Origin of the sequence: Streptomyces sp. NPDC052496, assembly GCF_040679095.1 — a bacterium.
GTDB lineage: Bacteria > Actinomycetota > Actinomycetes > Streptomycetales > Streptomycetaceae > Streptomyces.
The window spans coordinates 222,443-235,421 of record NZ_JBFAUH010000013.1 but is presented as its reverse complement, the minus strand read 5'-3'; the positions used below and the strand labels follow the sequence as shown (position 1 = coordinate 235,421).

Genomic DNA, 12,979 nt, shown 5'->3' with positions numbered 1-12,979 from the left:
ATAGCGTTAGGGAAACGCCCGGTTACATTTCGAACCCGGAAGCTAAGCCTTTCAGCGCCGATGGTACTGCAGAGGGGACTCTGTGGGAGAGTAGGTCGCCGCCGAACAATTTTTCAGCTCCGGTCCCTGAACCTTGTGGTTCAGGGACCGGAGCTTTTTTGCGTTCCCGGAATGTTTCCGGAGCTTCTGACGGGGGCGGTCAGCCGGCCTTCTTCCAGAACACCAGGGTGGTGAGGGAGAAGAGGATCAGGTTGCCGACGCTCAGGGCGGCACCTTGCAGGGCCGTACCGACGGCACCGGGCCAGAGCTCGGTGACGGCAGTTCCGAGGAGGGTGCAGACCAGCGGGTTCGCGACGCACATCCAGCGGGGCAAGGCGGTGCCGCCGCGAAGGACGAGGACGGCCAGCCAGACGGATCCGATGACCCAGAGGGCCAGGAGTACGGCGTACGGGATGAAGAGCACGGTGGCGAGGTCACCCGGGAGGGTGGTCAGCGCCTCGGAGTGGGCGCCGGACGCGTGGACCGCCTTCGCGGCCTGGCCCCAGTAGAAGAACGAGCCGTGGGCGAAGGGGGCGAGCGCGTAGCCGGCCGTAAGGAGGAGGTAGGGCGGCAGGGCGAGCCGGCGGGGCTGGGGGAGGAGGGCCTGGCGGTAATGCCGGCAGGCGAGGAGGTAGAGCGGACCCGTCAGGACGCCCAGGAGAGCGCCCCAGGCGAGGCGGGTGGTGGAGGCGGGCAGCATCGCGGCCAGTGAATCCCGGGCCGTGCCCTCGTACGCGGACAGGATCGGGTACTGGTCCGCCGAGCCCATCGGCTTGCCGAGCAACAGGATGTCCCCGACCAGCCAGGCCACGGAGGCCGCGATCCCGGTGATGCCGGCCAGGCGGAGGGTGAGCAGTCGGTTGCGCGGTGAAGGTGAAGAGGGCGAAGTCGTGGGCTCGCGGGCCGGGACGGCGGTGGGGCTGGGGGCTTCGGACAAGGTGATGCCTCCGCGTCAGACGTGGCGTCAGGCGCCGGGTGGGAAGCGGAAGCCGGACACCGGTCGTATGAGTTAGGTGAGGCTAGCCTAATGAGGAGGGGCGGGTGTGGAAGGTGAATTGTGTGTGGTCAGGGGGGCGGAGTGCTGGGATGCTGGCCCGATGGGGTATCTGGTCAGGCCGGTGAAGGCGGACGAATGGCAGCGGCTCAGGGAACTGCGGTTGGCGGCGCTGGCGGATCCGGTCGCGCGGATCGCCTTCAACGAGTCCTTCGAGAAGGTCGCGGCGTACCCGGACGACGTGTGGCAGCGGCGGGCGGCGCGCAGTGACGAGGACCGTGACCCGCTGACGTTCATCGGCGAGGCGCCGGACGGCAGTTGGGGCGGCATGGTCGTCGTACGCGTCGAGCTGGAGGGCGCGGAGGAGTGGGACGACGAGGAGCCGTGGGCACACATCGTCGGCGTGTACGTCCGCCCGGAGCAGCGCGGTACGGGGCTGGCGCGCGAACTGTTCGCGGCGGCCGTGGAGTGGGCGTGGAGCCGGCCCGAGCCGGTGGTACGGCGCATACGGCTCTGGGTGCACGAGGAGAACGAGCGCGCGCTGATGCTCTACCGCTCGCTGGGCTTCGTCGAGACCGGCCGGACGATGGCCGACCCCAAGGACGAGACCGCCATCGAGCACGAGATGGTGCTGGAACGCGCGTGACGCCCCCTGCGTGCGCGCGACAGGGGGTGCGGAGGCGCGTCAGTCCGGGAGCGGGGTGTGCGGCCAGCGGGCGCGGGCCTGCTCTTGAGAGCGCAGGGTGGCCAGCGTCAACAGGCCCTGTGCGCGCCCGGTTTCCAGCAGCCCGGGCAGGGCCGGGAACGGCGCCAGCGCCGCGATGTCGTCCAGGACGAGGGTGAGTGGTGGGTCGAGCCGACCGGCGGATGACCGTTCGGCCATGCGGCGGCCGCGCTCGACCACGTTGGAGAGGAGTGCGATGAGCAACGGCATCGCACCCGGAGTGGTGCGCGGATCCTCGATGGATTCCCCTACCACGTAGAGCGTTCCCCCTTCGTCGATGAAAGATTCGAGAAGCAGGGCATCGGATCGAGCCGGATTGCAGGCGTCCCGGATGTGGATCGAGGAGAGCGACGCCAGGGTGCGGGAGACCAACTCCTGGGCCAGCTCGCGGCGTTCCGCGTGCGCGGTCAGTACGGACTCCAGCTCGCCGGCCTGGCCCGCCGACGCCTTCTGGCTGGTCCGCAGAATGCGTACGGGCTCGTGTGCGGCGCCCTTGGTGTGTGCCCAGCGGTGCAGCTGGCGGAAGGGGCGGCCGTCCACGGCGGCGGCGTGCAGCCAGCAGCGCAGCAGGGTCGTCGCGGCGTCGGCCACGGCGGAGTCGAGTGTGCTGGAGGGGCGTACGGGAGTGAGGAGGGCGGCCGCGCGGGCCGCGGCGGTGCCGATGTCCTCGCAGCCGGACGTCGGCGACCAGCGCATCCGGGCCGGGGTGTCCAGGAGGTGCTGCGGGTCGTACGTCAGCAGCGGGCCCAGCTTGGCGCGGGCGTCCTTGGTGTCGGCCCAGAGGGCGGGGTCGGTGGTGGCGACGACGAGAGGGCCCTCTGCGGAGGTGATGGCGGCCGCGGCGAGCGCACCGGCCTGCCGGCGGTCGGTGCCGTAGTGCACGGCCGGGGGGAGGGGGCCGGCTGGGGGGACCGAGGTGGGACTGGGGCCGGGGCCCGGGGTGAGGGCGGGTGAGGGGACGGGTGCCGGTGCGGGTGCGGGTGCGGGTGCGGGTTCGGGAATGCTCGGGGTGACCGGGGGCGTCGGCGCTTCGGTCTTGGCTGTCCTGTCTGTCCCTGCTGCCCTGGTCGTCGCGGCTGTGCCGGCTGTCTCGACTGCCGAAGCGGGCGTAGGCGCCGCTGGGACGGCGGTCGACGCCTCCGCCCCGGGAGCCGGCGCCGCCGGAACGGGCGCAGGCGCCGCCGGCCCGCCCTGAGGCGCGTCCTCCACCCCCGGAGCCGCCGCGGGCGCCCCGGCTGCCCGCCGATTGGCCCGTACGACCCGGTATCGGGCGATCGTCCCCATGGCGAAGACCGTCAGGACGACCAGCACCAGCAGTTCGCTGATGAGGATGCCCCAGAACAGTCCGTACCCGGAGAGCTGGGCGGCGGGGGTGTCGGGCCAGGCGGCCGGGAGGTCGTGCGGGGCGGCTATCAGGCTGCGCAGGGCCAGCGGCGTACGGGTGAAGGTCACGCCGTCCGGCCAGGCGCCGTGGGTGAAGAGGCCGGCCAGGCCGGTCGCCGTCCAGGCCAGGACGGTGAGGCCCAGGAGGAAGACGAGTACGCCTATCAGCAGGGAGTCGGGGACGCCCCGGCCCCGGCCGCCTCCTGGGCCCTCTGGGCTGCCGGGCAGGCCCGTACCGCCGTGCCCGGGGTGCCCCTGCGTGCTTCCGTGCCCGTATCCCCGCGTCACGCCACCGTCTCGCTCGACTCGTCCCGGAACTGCCGCTGCATCGCCAGCGCTTCGGCCCGCTGTTCGGCCTCCGCGTCCGCCGCCCGCCCGATGGCGAGGGCCTCCTCCGTCAGCATCGCGGAGGACTCGGTCATCGCGCGGTCGGTGTAGACCAGCGGCCGTTCCGCCTCGGTGATCAGGTGTTTGACGACCTGGACGTTGCCGTTGACGTCCCAGACCGCGATGCCGGGGGTGAGCGTCGGGATGATCTCGACGGCCCAGCGCGGCAGGCCCAGGACGGCGCCGGTGGCGCGGGCCTCGTCGGTCTTCTGGGCGTAGATCGTGCGGGTGGAGGCCATCTTCAGGATCGCCGCGGCCTCCTTGGCGGCCGCGCCGTCCACCACGTCGCTGAGGTGGTGGACGACGGCGACGAAGGACAGGCCGAGGCGGCGGCCGAACTTCAGCAGCCGCTGGAAGAGCTGCGCGACGAAGGGGGAGTTGATGATGTGCCAGGCCTCTTCGACGAGGAAGATCCGTTTCTTCCGGTCCGGGCGGATCCACGTGTGCTCCAGCCACACGCCGACGATGGCCATCAGGATCGGCATCGCGATCGAGTTGCGGTCGATGTGCGAGAGGTCGAAGACGATCAGCGGCGCGTCCAGGTCGATGCCGGCCGTGGTCGGGCCGTCGAACATGCCGCGCAGGTCGCCGTCGACCAGCCGGTCGAGGACCAGGGCCACGTCCAGGCCCCAGGCCCGTACGTCGTCTATGTCGACGTTCATGGCCTCCGCCGACTCCTCCTCGGGGTGGCGGAGCTGTTCGACGATGTCGGTGAGGACCGGCTGGCGGTTGGTGATCGTCTCGTTGACGTACGCGTGGGCGACCTTGAGCGCGAAGCCGGAGCGCTCGTCCAGGCCGCGGCCCATGGCGACCTCGATGATCGTACGGAGCAGGGCCAGCTGGCCGGTGGTGGTGATCGACGGGTCGAGGGGGTTGAGGCGGATGCCGCCGTTGAGGGCGGCGGTGGGGTCCAGGCGGATGGGGGTGATGCCGAGCTGCTCGGCGATCAGGTTCCACTCGCCGACGCCGTCCTCGCCCTGCGCGTCCAGGACGACGACCTGCCGGTCGCGGAAGCGCAGCTGGCGCAGGACGTACGTCTTCTCCAGCGCCGACTTGCCGTTGCCGGACTCGCCGAGGACGAGCCAGTGCGGGGCCGGCAGCTGCTGGCCGTAGAGCTGGAAGGGGTCGTAGATGTAGCCCTTGCCGCTGTAGACCTCGCGGCCGATGATCACGCCGGAGTCGCCCAGGCCAGGTGCGGCGGTCGGCAGGTAGACCGCCTGGGCCTGGCCGGTGGAGGTCCGTACCGGAAGCCGCGTCGTCTCCACCTTCCCGAACAGGAAGCTGGTGAACGCCTCGGTGAGCGCTGCGAGCGGATCGAGCATGGCCATGACGTACGCGCCTCCCAGCGGCTTAGCGGCGGATCCCGGTCGCGAACGGCAGCGTGTTGACAAAGGCGCGGTGGTGTTCCCGGTCGCACCACTCCAGTTTGAGGTAACTCTTGCCCGCCGAGGCGCGGATGGTGCGCTTGTCGCGGGCCAGGGCCTCCGGGGAGCGGGCGGAGACGGTGATGTAGCCGACCAGGTTGACGCCCGCGGCGCCCGAGGCCAGGTCCTCGCCGCGCTGGTCGACGCGCCCGTGGTGGGCCACGTCGCGCGGGTCGACCACCCGGTTCATCTTGGCGGCCCGGCTGGCCTCCGCGTCGTCGTTGGTCTTCTCGGTCAGCATCCGCTCGATCGCGATCTCGGTGGGCTCCAGGTCCATGCAGACCGCCACCGTACGGATCACGTCGGGCGTGTGCACAAGCAACGGTGCCAGGAAGTTGACGCCGACCGGGGTCAGCGGCCACTCCTTGATCCAGGCGGTGGCGTGGCACCACGGCGCGCGGGTCGCCGACTCGCGGGTCTTGGCCTGGAGGTACGTCGGTTCCATCGCGTCCAGCTCGGCCGGCCAGGCGTTGCGCTGGGTCATGGCCTGGATGTGGTCGATCGGGTGGTCCGGGTCGTACATGGAGTGCACCAGGGAGGACAGCCGGCTCTGGCCGAGGGGCTGCCGTACGCGGATGTCGGCCTCGGCCAGCCGCGCGCAGATGTCGGTCAGCTCGCGCGCCATGACGACGGCCAGGCCCGCGTCCCGGTCCAGCTTCTTGCGGAGCAGCCCGCCGTTGTGCAGGTGCGCGGCGCGCGCCATGGTGTGGGCCTCGGCCGCCAGCTCGCGGGTGTAGTGCATGCAGGCGACGAGGTAGGCGCGGTGCTGCTCGGAGGAGGTGGAGACCATGGACTGGAGCTGGTCGTAGGAGTCCTTGAGCCAGTCCGGGGAGTCCGGGTTGCCGCGCTGGGCGACGTCCTTGGCGTGCGCGTCGGGGTCGGCGGGGAGCGTACGGGCCAGCATCTGGAGGCGCGTGACGAAGCCGTCCCCGTTGGCGACGTGCTTGAGCAGCGTACCGAACCGCTCGACCAGCGCCTCCTGGTCCTCGCTGTCGCGCAGGCCGACGCCCGGGCCCTCGATCTCGATGGCGGCGGTGACCGTACGGCGGTCGGCGTGCAGCAGGACGGCGATCTCGTCCGGCCCGAACGGCGCGGTCAGCCAGTTGATGCGGCCGATGCCGGGCGGCGGGCCGATCTCCACCTCCCGGCCGTCCAGGCGGACGCCGGCCTCGGCGACGCCGGAGCGGTACGTGGCGCCCTGGCGGACCGTACGCCGGTAGCTGCGGTTGATCTCGAACCACTTGTAGAACGTACGGCCGCGGTACGGGAAGTAGACCGCGGCGATCGCCAGCAGCGGGAAACCGGTCAGGGTGGCGATCCGCAGTGACAGCACCGGCACGAGCAGGCCGCAGATCATGCCGAGGAACGCGCCCGCGATGATCAGGGCGATCTCGCCGGTCTCGCGGTTCTTGCCGACGATCGCGTTCGGGCGGGCACGGCCGATCAGATACGTGCGGCGGGGCGCGATCGGGTGGGACTGGGTCGTCAACGCCCGTCACCTCCTGAAGTCTTGCCGGTGCGGGTGCTGCCGGACGAGCTGCTGCTCGGGCCGGGGGACGGGTGCGGGCGGGAGGCGGGGGCCGGGACGCGGCCGCCGCCTCCGGAGGGGCCGCTGTTACGGCTGCTGTGGGCGGCGACACCGCCGGACACCGCGTCGGCGGGCCGGGCCTGCCCACCGCTCTGCTCCTGGCCGCCGCCCCCGCCCGACCTGCGCGAACTGTGCGTCTTGATGCCCTGGGACACCAGCGCGGCAGGCGAGGAGATCACGGCGGCGGCCTGCGAGCCCTCGGTGGCCTGCTTCTTGTTCGTACGGGCCGAGACCATCTCGTCGCCGAAACCGGGCACGAAGCGGTAGATCACGGCGCTGGCGAAGATGGCGAGCAGGATGATGGCGAGGCCGGAGACGACGGCGGAGATGGCGTTCGGGCCGTCGCCGGTGGTGAGGGCCCCGGCGATGCCCAGGACGATCACGATGACCGGTTTCACCATGATCACGGCGATCATGATGCCCGCCCAGCGGCGGACGTGCCCCCACATGTTCTTGTCGACCAGGCCCGCGTAGACGACCGTACCGAGCAGCGCGCCCACGTACAGCAGGGCCGCCCGGATCACCAGCTCCAGCCAGAGCACGCCGGCCGCCAGCACCGAGACGAGCGAGACCACGATCAGCATGATCGGGCCGCCGCCGATGTCCGTGTCCTTCTTCAGCGCCGCCGCGAACGCCCCGAAGAACGTGTCGGTCTGCGCGCCCGTACCCTTCGCGATGATCTCGGTGACGCCGTCGGTCGCGGAGACGACGGTGTACAGGATCAGCGGCGTGAACGCCGAGGCGAGCACGGTCAGCCACAGGAACCCGATCGCCTCACTGATCGCCTCCGTCAGCCGCACGCCGCGCACGGCGCGCTTGGCGACGGCGAGCAGCCACAGCACGAGGGTCAGCACGGTCGAGGCGGCGAAGACGACGGCGTACTGCTTCAGGAAGGCACTGTTCGTGAAGTCCACCTGCGAGGTCGACTTCACGGCGTCGGACAGCTTGTTGACGATCCAGGCAGCGGCGTCGGCACAGCCCTTGGCGAGGGAGGTGAGGGGGTCGAGGGGGTTGTTGTCGGTGAGGCCGCCGGGGGATTTGGGGGCGGTGGCGCCGGCCTTGTCGCCGTTCTGGCAGTACTCCCTGGCAAGACCGCGGATGAGGTCACAGGGGTCATTGCTCGGCGAGGGGCTGGCCGAGGGGCCGCCCGTCGGGGTCGGAGTGGGGCTCGGCGCCGCGTAGGAACGTGTCGCCAGCAAGAGGACGGCCGTCTGCACGCCCGTCACCAGTGCGGCGAGGGAGAGGGCGCGACGACGATGGTTAGCGGGCATAGGTGAACCCTCCGAAGCCTTGCACAGCCTTGGACATGTCCTCGGCCGAGGACGCGGCCTGGTCCCGGCCGACCGGAGCCGGACCGTCCTTCTGCGTGAAGTCGGTGATCTTCCAGTCGCCGTTGATCCACTGCAGGTCGAAGGTGTTCGTGTACCAGCCCTCCGCGACCGGGTTCTTGGAGGCCGGACCGGCGATGCCGAAGAGGGCCGAGTACCAGACGGACACCTTGGCCGCAGTTCCCGAGAACCTCTCGACCTTGGTGCCGACCGGGTTGGCCCGGGAGACGAACGTCGAGCCGTCAGGAGCCCGGCCGTCCGCCTTGAGCCCGATGCGGCCGAGGAACTCCGGATCGCCGTACGCCTTGTCGAGGGCGTTCTCGCGGGCTGCTGCCACGGCGGGCGCGTACACCGTGGTGACTATCGTCCGCCGCCGGTCTTTCGTGTACATGCCGTCACTGTTGAGCGCCACCGCGTAATTCGCCGCCGCCGACTCCGCCCCCTGCTCCGTCCTCGCGAAGCCCGACGCGATGCCGCCGTTCTTGCCCTCGACCGGCTTGGTGCCGGTCGGTGCGGTGGGGCGGGCGTCCGCTTCCTTCGTGCGGTCGTCGCCCGGTCCCCCGCCGCCGCCCCGGTTCGCGAAGGCGATGGCGGCGATCAGGAGGACCACCACGCCGACGATCGTGACGAGGTTCCGGGTGGAGGAGCCCGTACGGGGACGGCGGCCGGCTCCGTACGGGTCGCCGCCGCCGTCCGGGAGTCTGGTGCGGGTCTGGCCGCCCGTATCCGGGCCGCCCGGCTCGCCACCGCCGTATCCGCCGCCATCGCTGAGACTCATCGCGCCTGTGCCCCCTCAACCGGCATAGCCGTCACTGCTGTCGTTTTGCCGCCCGTATATGACCGTAGCCGCGCGGGCAGCGGCTCGGGCGCAGTGGTACGAGTAGATCTCACCGTGACGGGACCTCAGATGTCGGGCGGAAGAGACGAATGGGGGACTCTGCGGCAGCTGCGACCACCTCGTACGCCGCGGCCGCCGCTCCGTCCCCGCCATGCCCATGTGTCCCCGCCCGGCGCGCGGCCCAATCGGCCCGTTGCGTGCGGGAGTGGCGCAAAGCGGAACGGTACGGGGCGGTATGCGCGGGCATCGGCGGGTGCTCTCGGCGGTGAGGTGTGGCCCGTGGTGAGGGCGGTGGGAGTGGTGGCGGAGGGGTGAGGGTGCGGGCGGCCGGCGGGGCGTACGGAAGGGAGTGGCCCGGGGTGCGCCGCGCCGGTGGTGTGCGGGGGCGTGCGGGGTTCCGGTGCGGGACGGGAGGGGCTGGCGGGGAGGCCGTCGGCCGGCCGGTGCGGACCGGACGGCGGCCGAGGCACCGGCGGGCGTCGGCGGCGGATCGCCGGGCGCCGCTCCAGGGGCGTGGAGCGGCCTTCCCGGTGGGCCCCGGCTACACCGCCATCCCGTACACGATCGTGAAGAGCGTGCCCAGCGAGCCGATGATGAAGACGCCGGTGAGGCCGGCCACGATGAGGCCCTTGCCCTGTTCGGCGCTGAACGTGTCGCGCAGGGCGGTGGCGCCGATGCGCTGCTTGGCCGCGCCCCAGATCGCGATGCCGAGGCAGAGCAGAATCGCTACTGCCATGACCACTTCGACCATCACGCGTGCTTCGTTGCCCAGTGTCCCGAACGGACCCCAGTCCGGGGCGATTCCGCCAATGATGGTGGTGATGTCGCCCTTTTCGGCCGCCAAGTGCATGAATGAACTCACCGCCCCTTATGGGTTGTTGCGTGCCCGTGCCCTACGGTACGGGCCAGCACCTATCTTCGCTGACAAAACCGCCATCAGATGTCGACTTGGCGGCTTTCTTTGACGGATCCCGTGGGGATTGCGTGCGTACGGAGGCGTGCTGCGCCTGGTGACCCGCCGGTATCACCGTGTGTATCACGGTCGGTAACGCGGAGCAATGTTCGAACGGTCCCTCGCGGCCCGGTGCTAGAGCCCGACGAAGTGGTCGAATTCGCCCGCCTTCACGCCCAGGACGAAGGCGTCCCACTTGGCGCGCGTGGTGACCACGACGTTGTCCGGCTCGGTGTTCGTCCGGAGGTAGACGTGGCCGTCGTCCCCGAAGGCGACCTCGATGTACTCGGGTGCGCTCTCGTCGTCCGTGGCCTTCTGCCAGTCGAGGTGCGCGGGGAGGGGAGGCGTGGGCGGCATGGCTTCCTTCGTCGGAGTACGGCGGCGGGCTGAGGACCGGTCAGCGGGCGCGTACCGCGCAGCGGTCGGCCTTGACGGCCCGGAGGAACGCGGCCCAGCTGGGGGCGGTGGCCCGCCCGACCGCTCCGGGGTGGTCGCTCTCACGGTAGAGGACGGGGCCGCCCGGCTTCTCGGTCACCTCTACGCAGTCGTCGTGGCCGTGTGTGCTGTACGAGGACTTCTGCCAGGTGAGCTGCGGCATGGTGATTCCTTACTGCATGGCGTACATGAGGTGGTGGATCAAGGTCAGGGAGTCCCGGCCCTCATGACACTCGGGCCTTGCCTCAGGGTCAACCGGAGGCAGCGCCAGTTCGGACAGCTTCGTGAAGATCTTCGAGTACCTGTCGAGGTACGGGTGGTCGTGCAGCAGGACGGAACCGAGCGGCTGCTCCAGCCGTACGGTGTCGAGTTCCGGCGTCGGGCCGCCGAAAAGGGCGAAGGGGCGGCTGTAGGCCGAGAAGCCGCCGGCGGTGAACGGGAAGACCTGCACGGTGACGTGCGGCAGCCGCGCCACCTCGATGAGGCGGCGCAGCTGCCCGCGCATGACCTCGGCACTGCCGATCAGGGTGTGCAGCGCGCCTTCGTGAATCACCGCGTGGTAGGGCGTGCCCGGCTCCTGTTCGATGATGCGCTGGCGGGCCAGGCGGAACTCCACGTAACGGTCGAGGGGTTCGTCCTCGCTCTCGTCCGCCGCCATGGCGCACATGGACCGGGCGTAGTCGGCGGTCTGGAGCATGCCGGGTACGGTCGATGACTCGTGCATGCGGACGTGGGTGGATCTGGCCTCCAGCTCGGCGAGGTCGAGAGCCGGCCGCCGCATCACGTCCCGGTACGCGTCCCACCAGCCCTTCCCCCGGTCCTGGGCCATCGCCATCAGCCCCTCGAAGAGCGGGCCCTCCGTGCAGCCGTATGCCCGGAGCACCTTGTGGAGGCCGTTGCGGGGGACGTCGACCCGGCCCGCCTCGATGTTGCTCACCCGCCCGCGGTCGGCGTCGATCAGGGCGGCGGCCTGGTCGCCCGACAGCCCGGCGGCCAGGCGCAGCTTGCGCAGTTCGGCGCCGAGCCGGCGGTGGCGTGCGCTGGGCTGGCTCCTGGGTGGCATCGATTCCTCCTCGGGGTTCCGGGCAGTCTCGCGTGTCGTTGCGGCGGGGGACCGTGCACCGGGGCGATACCACTCGTCCGAGCGAGATGGACCGGAAGAGGTTGTAACTTCCAAAAGCCTTTCCCTAGTTTCGGAATACCGGCCCACCCCCGTGCGCCCCGCACGGCCCGGCCCGTGACCCGAGGAGGCCACGTCATGTGCCCCACCACCGAGGCCGTACACCGGCCGTACGCGCTGTGCGACTTCTCGCTCGTCTTTCCGCCGGACCCGGGGTGGGTACGTACGGCCAGGGACGCGGTCGGTACGGCGGTGCGGACCGCCGGGCGCGGGCACTTGGCGGACACGGCGCTGCTGCTGACGTCCGAGGTGGTGACGAACGCCGTCAAGGCCTGCCGGGACAGCGGCTGTTCGGAGCCGGTGACGCTGTACGGGGAGTGGCCCTCGCCGGCCACGCTGCGGGTGCTGGTGCACGACGGGGCGCCGGGGCTGCCCGTACGGCAGTGGGGGGAGCAGGAGGCGGTGGGCGGGCGCGGGCTGTACCTGGTCGGGGTCTGTGCCGACGAGTGGGGCGTGTGCCGGCACGGGCCGGGGCACGGGAAGTCGGTCTGGTTCGAGCTGGGGGACTGAAGCGAGGGACCGGGCGGGCCGGAAGACGGCCGCCGTGTGGTGAGGTACATGCCGAAAACGGCGGTGAAACACGCCCGTTTGGGGGAGGGTTGAGGGGTGCGCAAATACTGGGTGGCCGGTGGGGTCGGAGTCGGGCTGGTGCTCTGCTTCCTCGTGCTGCTCGTGGTGGGCACGTACACGGCCGCCGCGGGTCTGGCAGGAGGCGCGGGCCGGGCGGTGGGGCTGGCGAAGGGTGCCGTGCCGGCGTCGTACCAGCCGCTGGTGCAGAAGTGGGGCAATCTGTGCCCCGCCATCAACCCGGCGCTGCTCGCCGCCCAGCTCTACCAGGAGAGCGGCTGGAACCCGCGCGCGCAGAGCCCGGCGGCCGCGCAGGGCATCGCCCAGTTCATCCCCGGCACGTGGGCCTCGCACGGCATCGACGGGAACGGGGACGGCCGGCGGGACGTGTGGGATCCGGCGGACGCGATCCCGTCGGCGGCGTCGTACGACTGCGAGCTGGCGAAGTACGTGAAGGACGTGCCCGGCGACCCGGCGCGCAACATGCTCGCGGCGTACAACGCGGGCGCGTACCGGGTCATCAAGGCGGGCGGGGTGCCGGCGATCAGTGAGACGCAGAACTACGTGCGGATCATCACCACCCTCGCCAAGAGCTTCGCGGCGCCGGTGGGGCGGGTCGCGCCGTCCCGGCAGGCGGCCTCGGCGATCTACTTCGCCCAGGAGCAGCTGGGCAAGCCGTACCTGTGGGGCGGCAACGGCACACCGGAGCACAACGGGCGCTTCGACTGCTCGGGGCTGACGAAGGCGGCGTACCACTCGGTGGGGATCGAGCTGCCGCGGGTGGCGAACGACCAGTGGAACGCCGGGCCGCACCCGAAGCGGGACGAGCTGCTGCCGGGTGACCTGGTGTTCTTCGCGCACGATCTGAACGATCCGCGGTCCATCCACCACGTGGGGATCTACGTGGGCGGCGGTTACATGATCAACGCGCCGTACACGGGCGCGGTGATCCGGTTCGACAAGATCGACACACCGGACTACATCGGTGCGACCCGCGTCACCGAAGATGGCGCGAAAGCGCTGCCCCGACCGAACGCTGCGTGAACATGGGGCCCTGAACTGCGGACATCAGTCTCTCTTCGGTAACGTCCTGGTGATCATCCGGTAGAAGGTGGAACGGCCCGGCGCTCCATCGCGTTT

The 12,979-nt window shown here is 70.9% G+C and carries 13 protein-coding genes and 1 rRNA gene; 4 read left to right on the top strand and 10 right to left on the bottom strand.

Annotated features, from left to right (window positions below; all coding sequences use genetic code 11):
• Positions 1 to 107: ribosomal RNA gene (gene rrf, locus AB0L45_RS19335) — 5S ribosomal RNA — on the top strand; the annotation flags it as partial.
• Between the two features lie 92 nt (positions 108 to 199).
• Here rrf and AB0L45_RS19330 read toward each other — a convergent pair.
• Positions 200 to 976 carry a DUF6796 family protein gene (locus tag AB0L45_RS19330; RefSeq protein ID WP_365841347.1) on the bottom strand — a complete coding sequence of 259 codons (777 nt, stop codon included), beginning with the start codon at positions 974 to 976 and terminating at the stop codon, positions 200 to 202.
• Positions 977 to 1,136: 160 nt separating this feature from the next.
• Here AB0L45_RS19330 and AB0L45_RS19325 point away from each other — a divergent pair, with 160 nt between their 5' ends.
• Positions 1,137 to 1,679 (top strand): GNAT family N-acetyltransferase, encoded by a 543-nt coding sequence (locus tag AB0L45_RS19325; protein WP_365841345.1) that lies wholly within the window; start codon positions 1,137 to 1,139, stop codon positions 1,677 to 1,679.
• Between the two features lie 39 nt (positions 1,680 to 1,718).
• On the opposite strand, the gene AB0L45_RS19320 is transcribed toward AB0L45_RS19325, so the two are convergent.
• From AB0L45_RS19320 to AB0L45_RS19280, 9 genes are all read right to left on the bottom strand, one after another.
• Complete coding sequence (locus tag AB0L45_RS19320; RefSeq protein WP_365841393.1) at positions 1,719 to 3,305, bottom strand: type IV secretory system conjugative DNA transfer family protein; 1,587 nt, start codon at positions 3,303 to 3,305, stop codon at positions 1,719 to 1,721.
• A gap of 119 nt (positions 3,306 to 3,424) precedes the next feature.
• Entirely contained in the window at positions 3,425 to 4,849 is a 1,425-nt protein-coding gene (locus tag AB0L45_RS19315; RefSeq protein WP_365841391.1) for an ATP-binding protein, read from the bottom strand.
• A gap of 28 nt (positions 4,850 to 4,877) precedes the next feature.
• The gene (locus AB0L45_RS19310) at positions 4,878 to 6,440 is read right to left on the bottom strand and encodes an SCO6880 family protein (protein ID WP_365841343.1); all 1,563 of its coding nucleotides are present in this window, start codon (positions 6,438 to 6,440) and stop codon (positions 4,878 to 4,880) included.
• The gene (locus tag AB0L45_RS19305; protein ID WP_365841341.1) at positions 6,437 to 7,810 is read right to left on the bottom strand and encodes a hypothetical protein; all 1,374 of its coding nucleotides are present in this window, start codon (positions 7,808 to 7,810) and stop codon (positions 6,437 to 6,439) included. The genes AB0L45_RS19310 and AB0L45_RS19305 overlap by 4 nt, the downstream gene beginning before the upstream one ends.
• Positions 7,800 to 8,645: a hypothetical protein gene (locus AB0L45_RS19300; protein ID WP_365841339.1), complete on the bottom strand. Its 846-nt coding sequence runs from the start codon at positions 8,643 to 8,645 to the stop codon at positions 7,800 to 7,802. Before AB0L45_RS19300 ends, AB0L45_RS19305 begins: the two co-directional genes overlap by 11 nt.
• Positions 8,646 to 9,246: 601 nt before the next feature.
• Positions 9,247 to 9,555, bottom strand: a complete 309-nt coding sequence (locus AB0L45_RS19295; protein WP_125049422.1) for a hypothetical protein — start codon at positions 9,553 to 9,555, stop codon at positions 9,247 to 9,249.
• 237 nt (positions 9,556 to 9,792) lie between these two features.
• Positions 9,793 to 10,014, bottom strand: coding sequence for a DUF397 domain-containing protein (locus AB0L45_RS19290; protein ID WP_365841337.1), 222 nt, complete (start codon positions 10,012 to 10,014; stop codon positions 9,793 to 9,795).
• A 40-nt stretch (positions 10,015 to 10,054) separates the two neighbouring features.
• A complete protein-coding gene (locus AB0L45_RS19285) occupies positions 10,055 to 10,255 on the bottom strand; it encodes a DUF397 domain-containing protein (RefSeq protein WP_365841335.1) in 201 nt (66 codons plus the stop codon).
• Positions 10,256 to 10,264: 9 nt separating this feature from the next.
• On the bottom strand, positions 10,265 to 11,155 hold the full coding sequence (locus AB0L45_RS19280; protein ID WP_365841333.1) for a helix-turn-helix transcriptional regulator: 891 nt from the start codon (positions 11,153 to 11,155) through the stop codon (positions 10,265 to 10,267).
• A gap of 195 nt (positions 11,156 to 11,350) precedes the next feature.
• Between AB0L45_RS19280 and AB0L45_RS19275 the strand changes: the two genes are divergently transcribed.
• Positions 11,351 to 11,782: an ATP-binding protein gene (locus AB0L45_RS19275; protein WP_365841331.1), complete on the top strand. Its 432-nt coding sequence runs from the start codon at positions 11,351 to 11,353 to the stop codon at positions 11,780 to 11,782.
• A gap of 96 nt (positions 11,783 to 11,878) precedes the next feature.
• Entirely contained in the window at positions 11,879 to 12,883 is a 1,005-nt protein-coding gene (locus AB0L45_RS19270) for a bifunctional lytic transglycosylase/C40 family peptidase (protein ID WP_365841328.1), read from the top strand.
• The last annotated feature ends 96 nt before the right edge of the window (positions 12,884 to 12,979 follow it).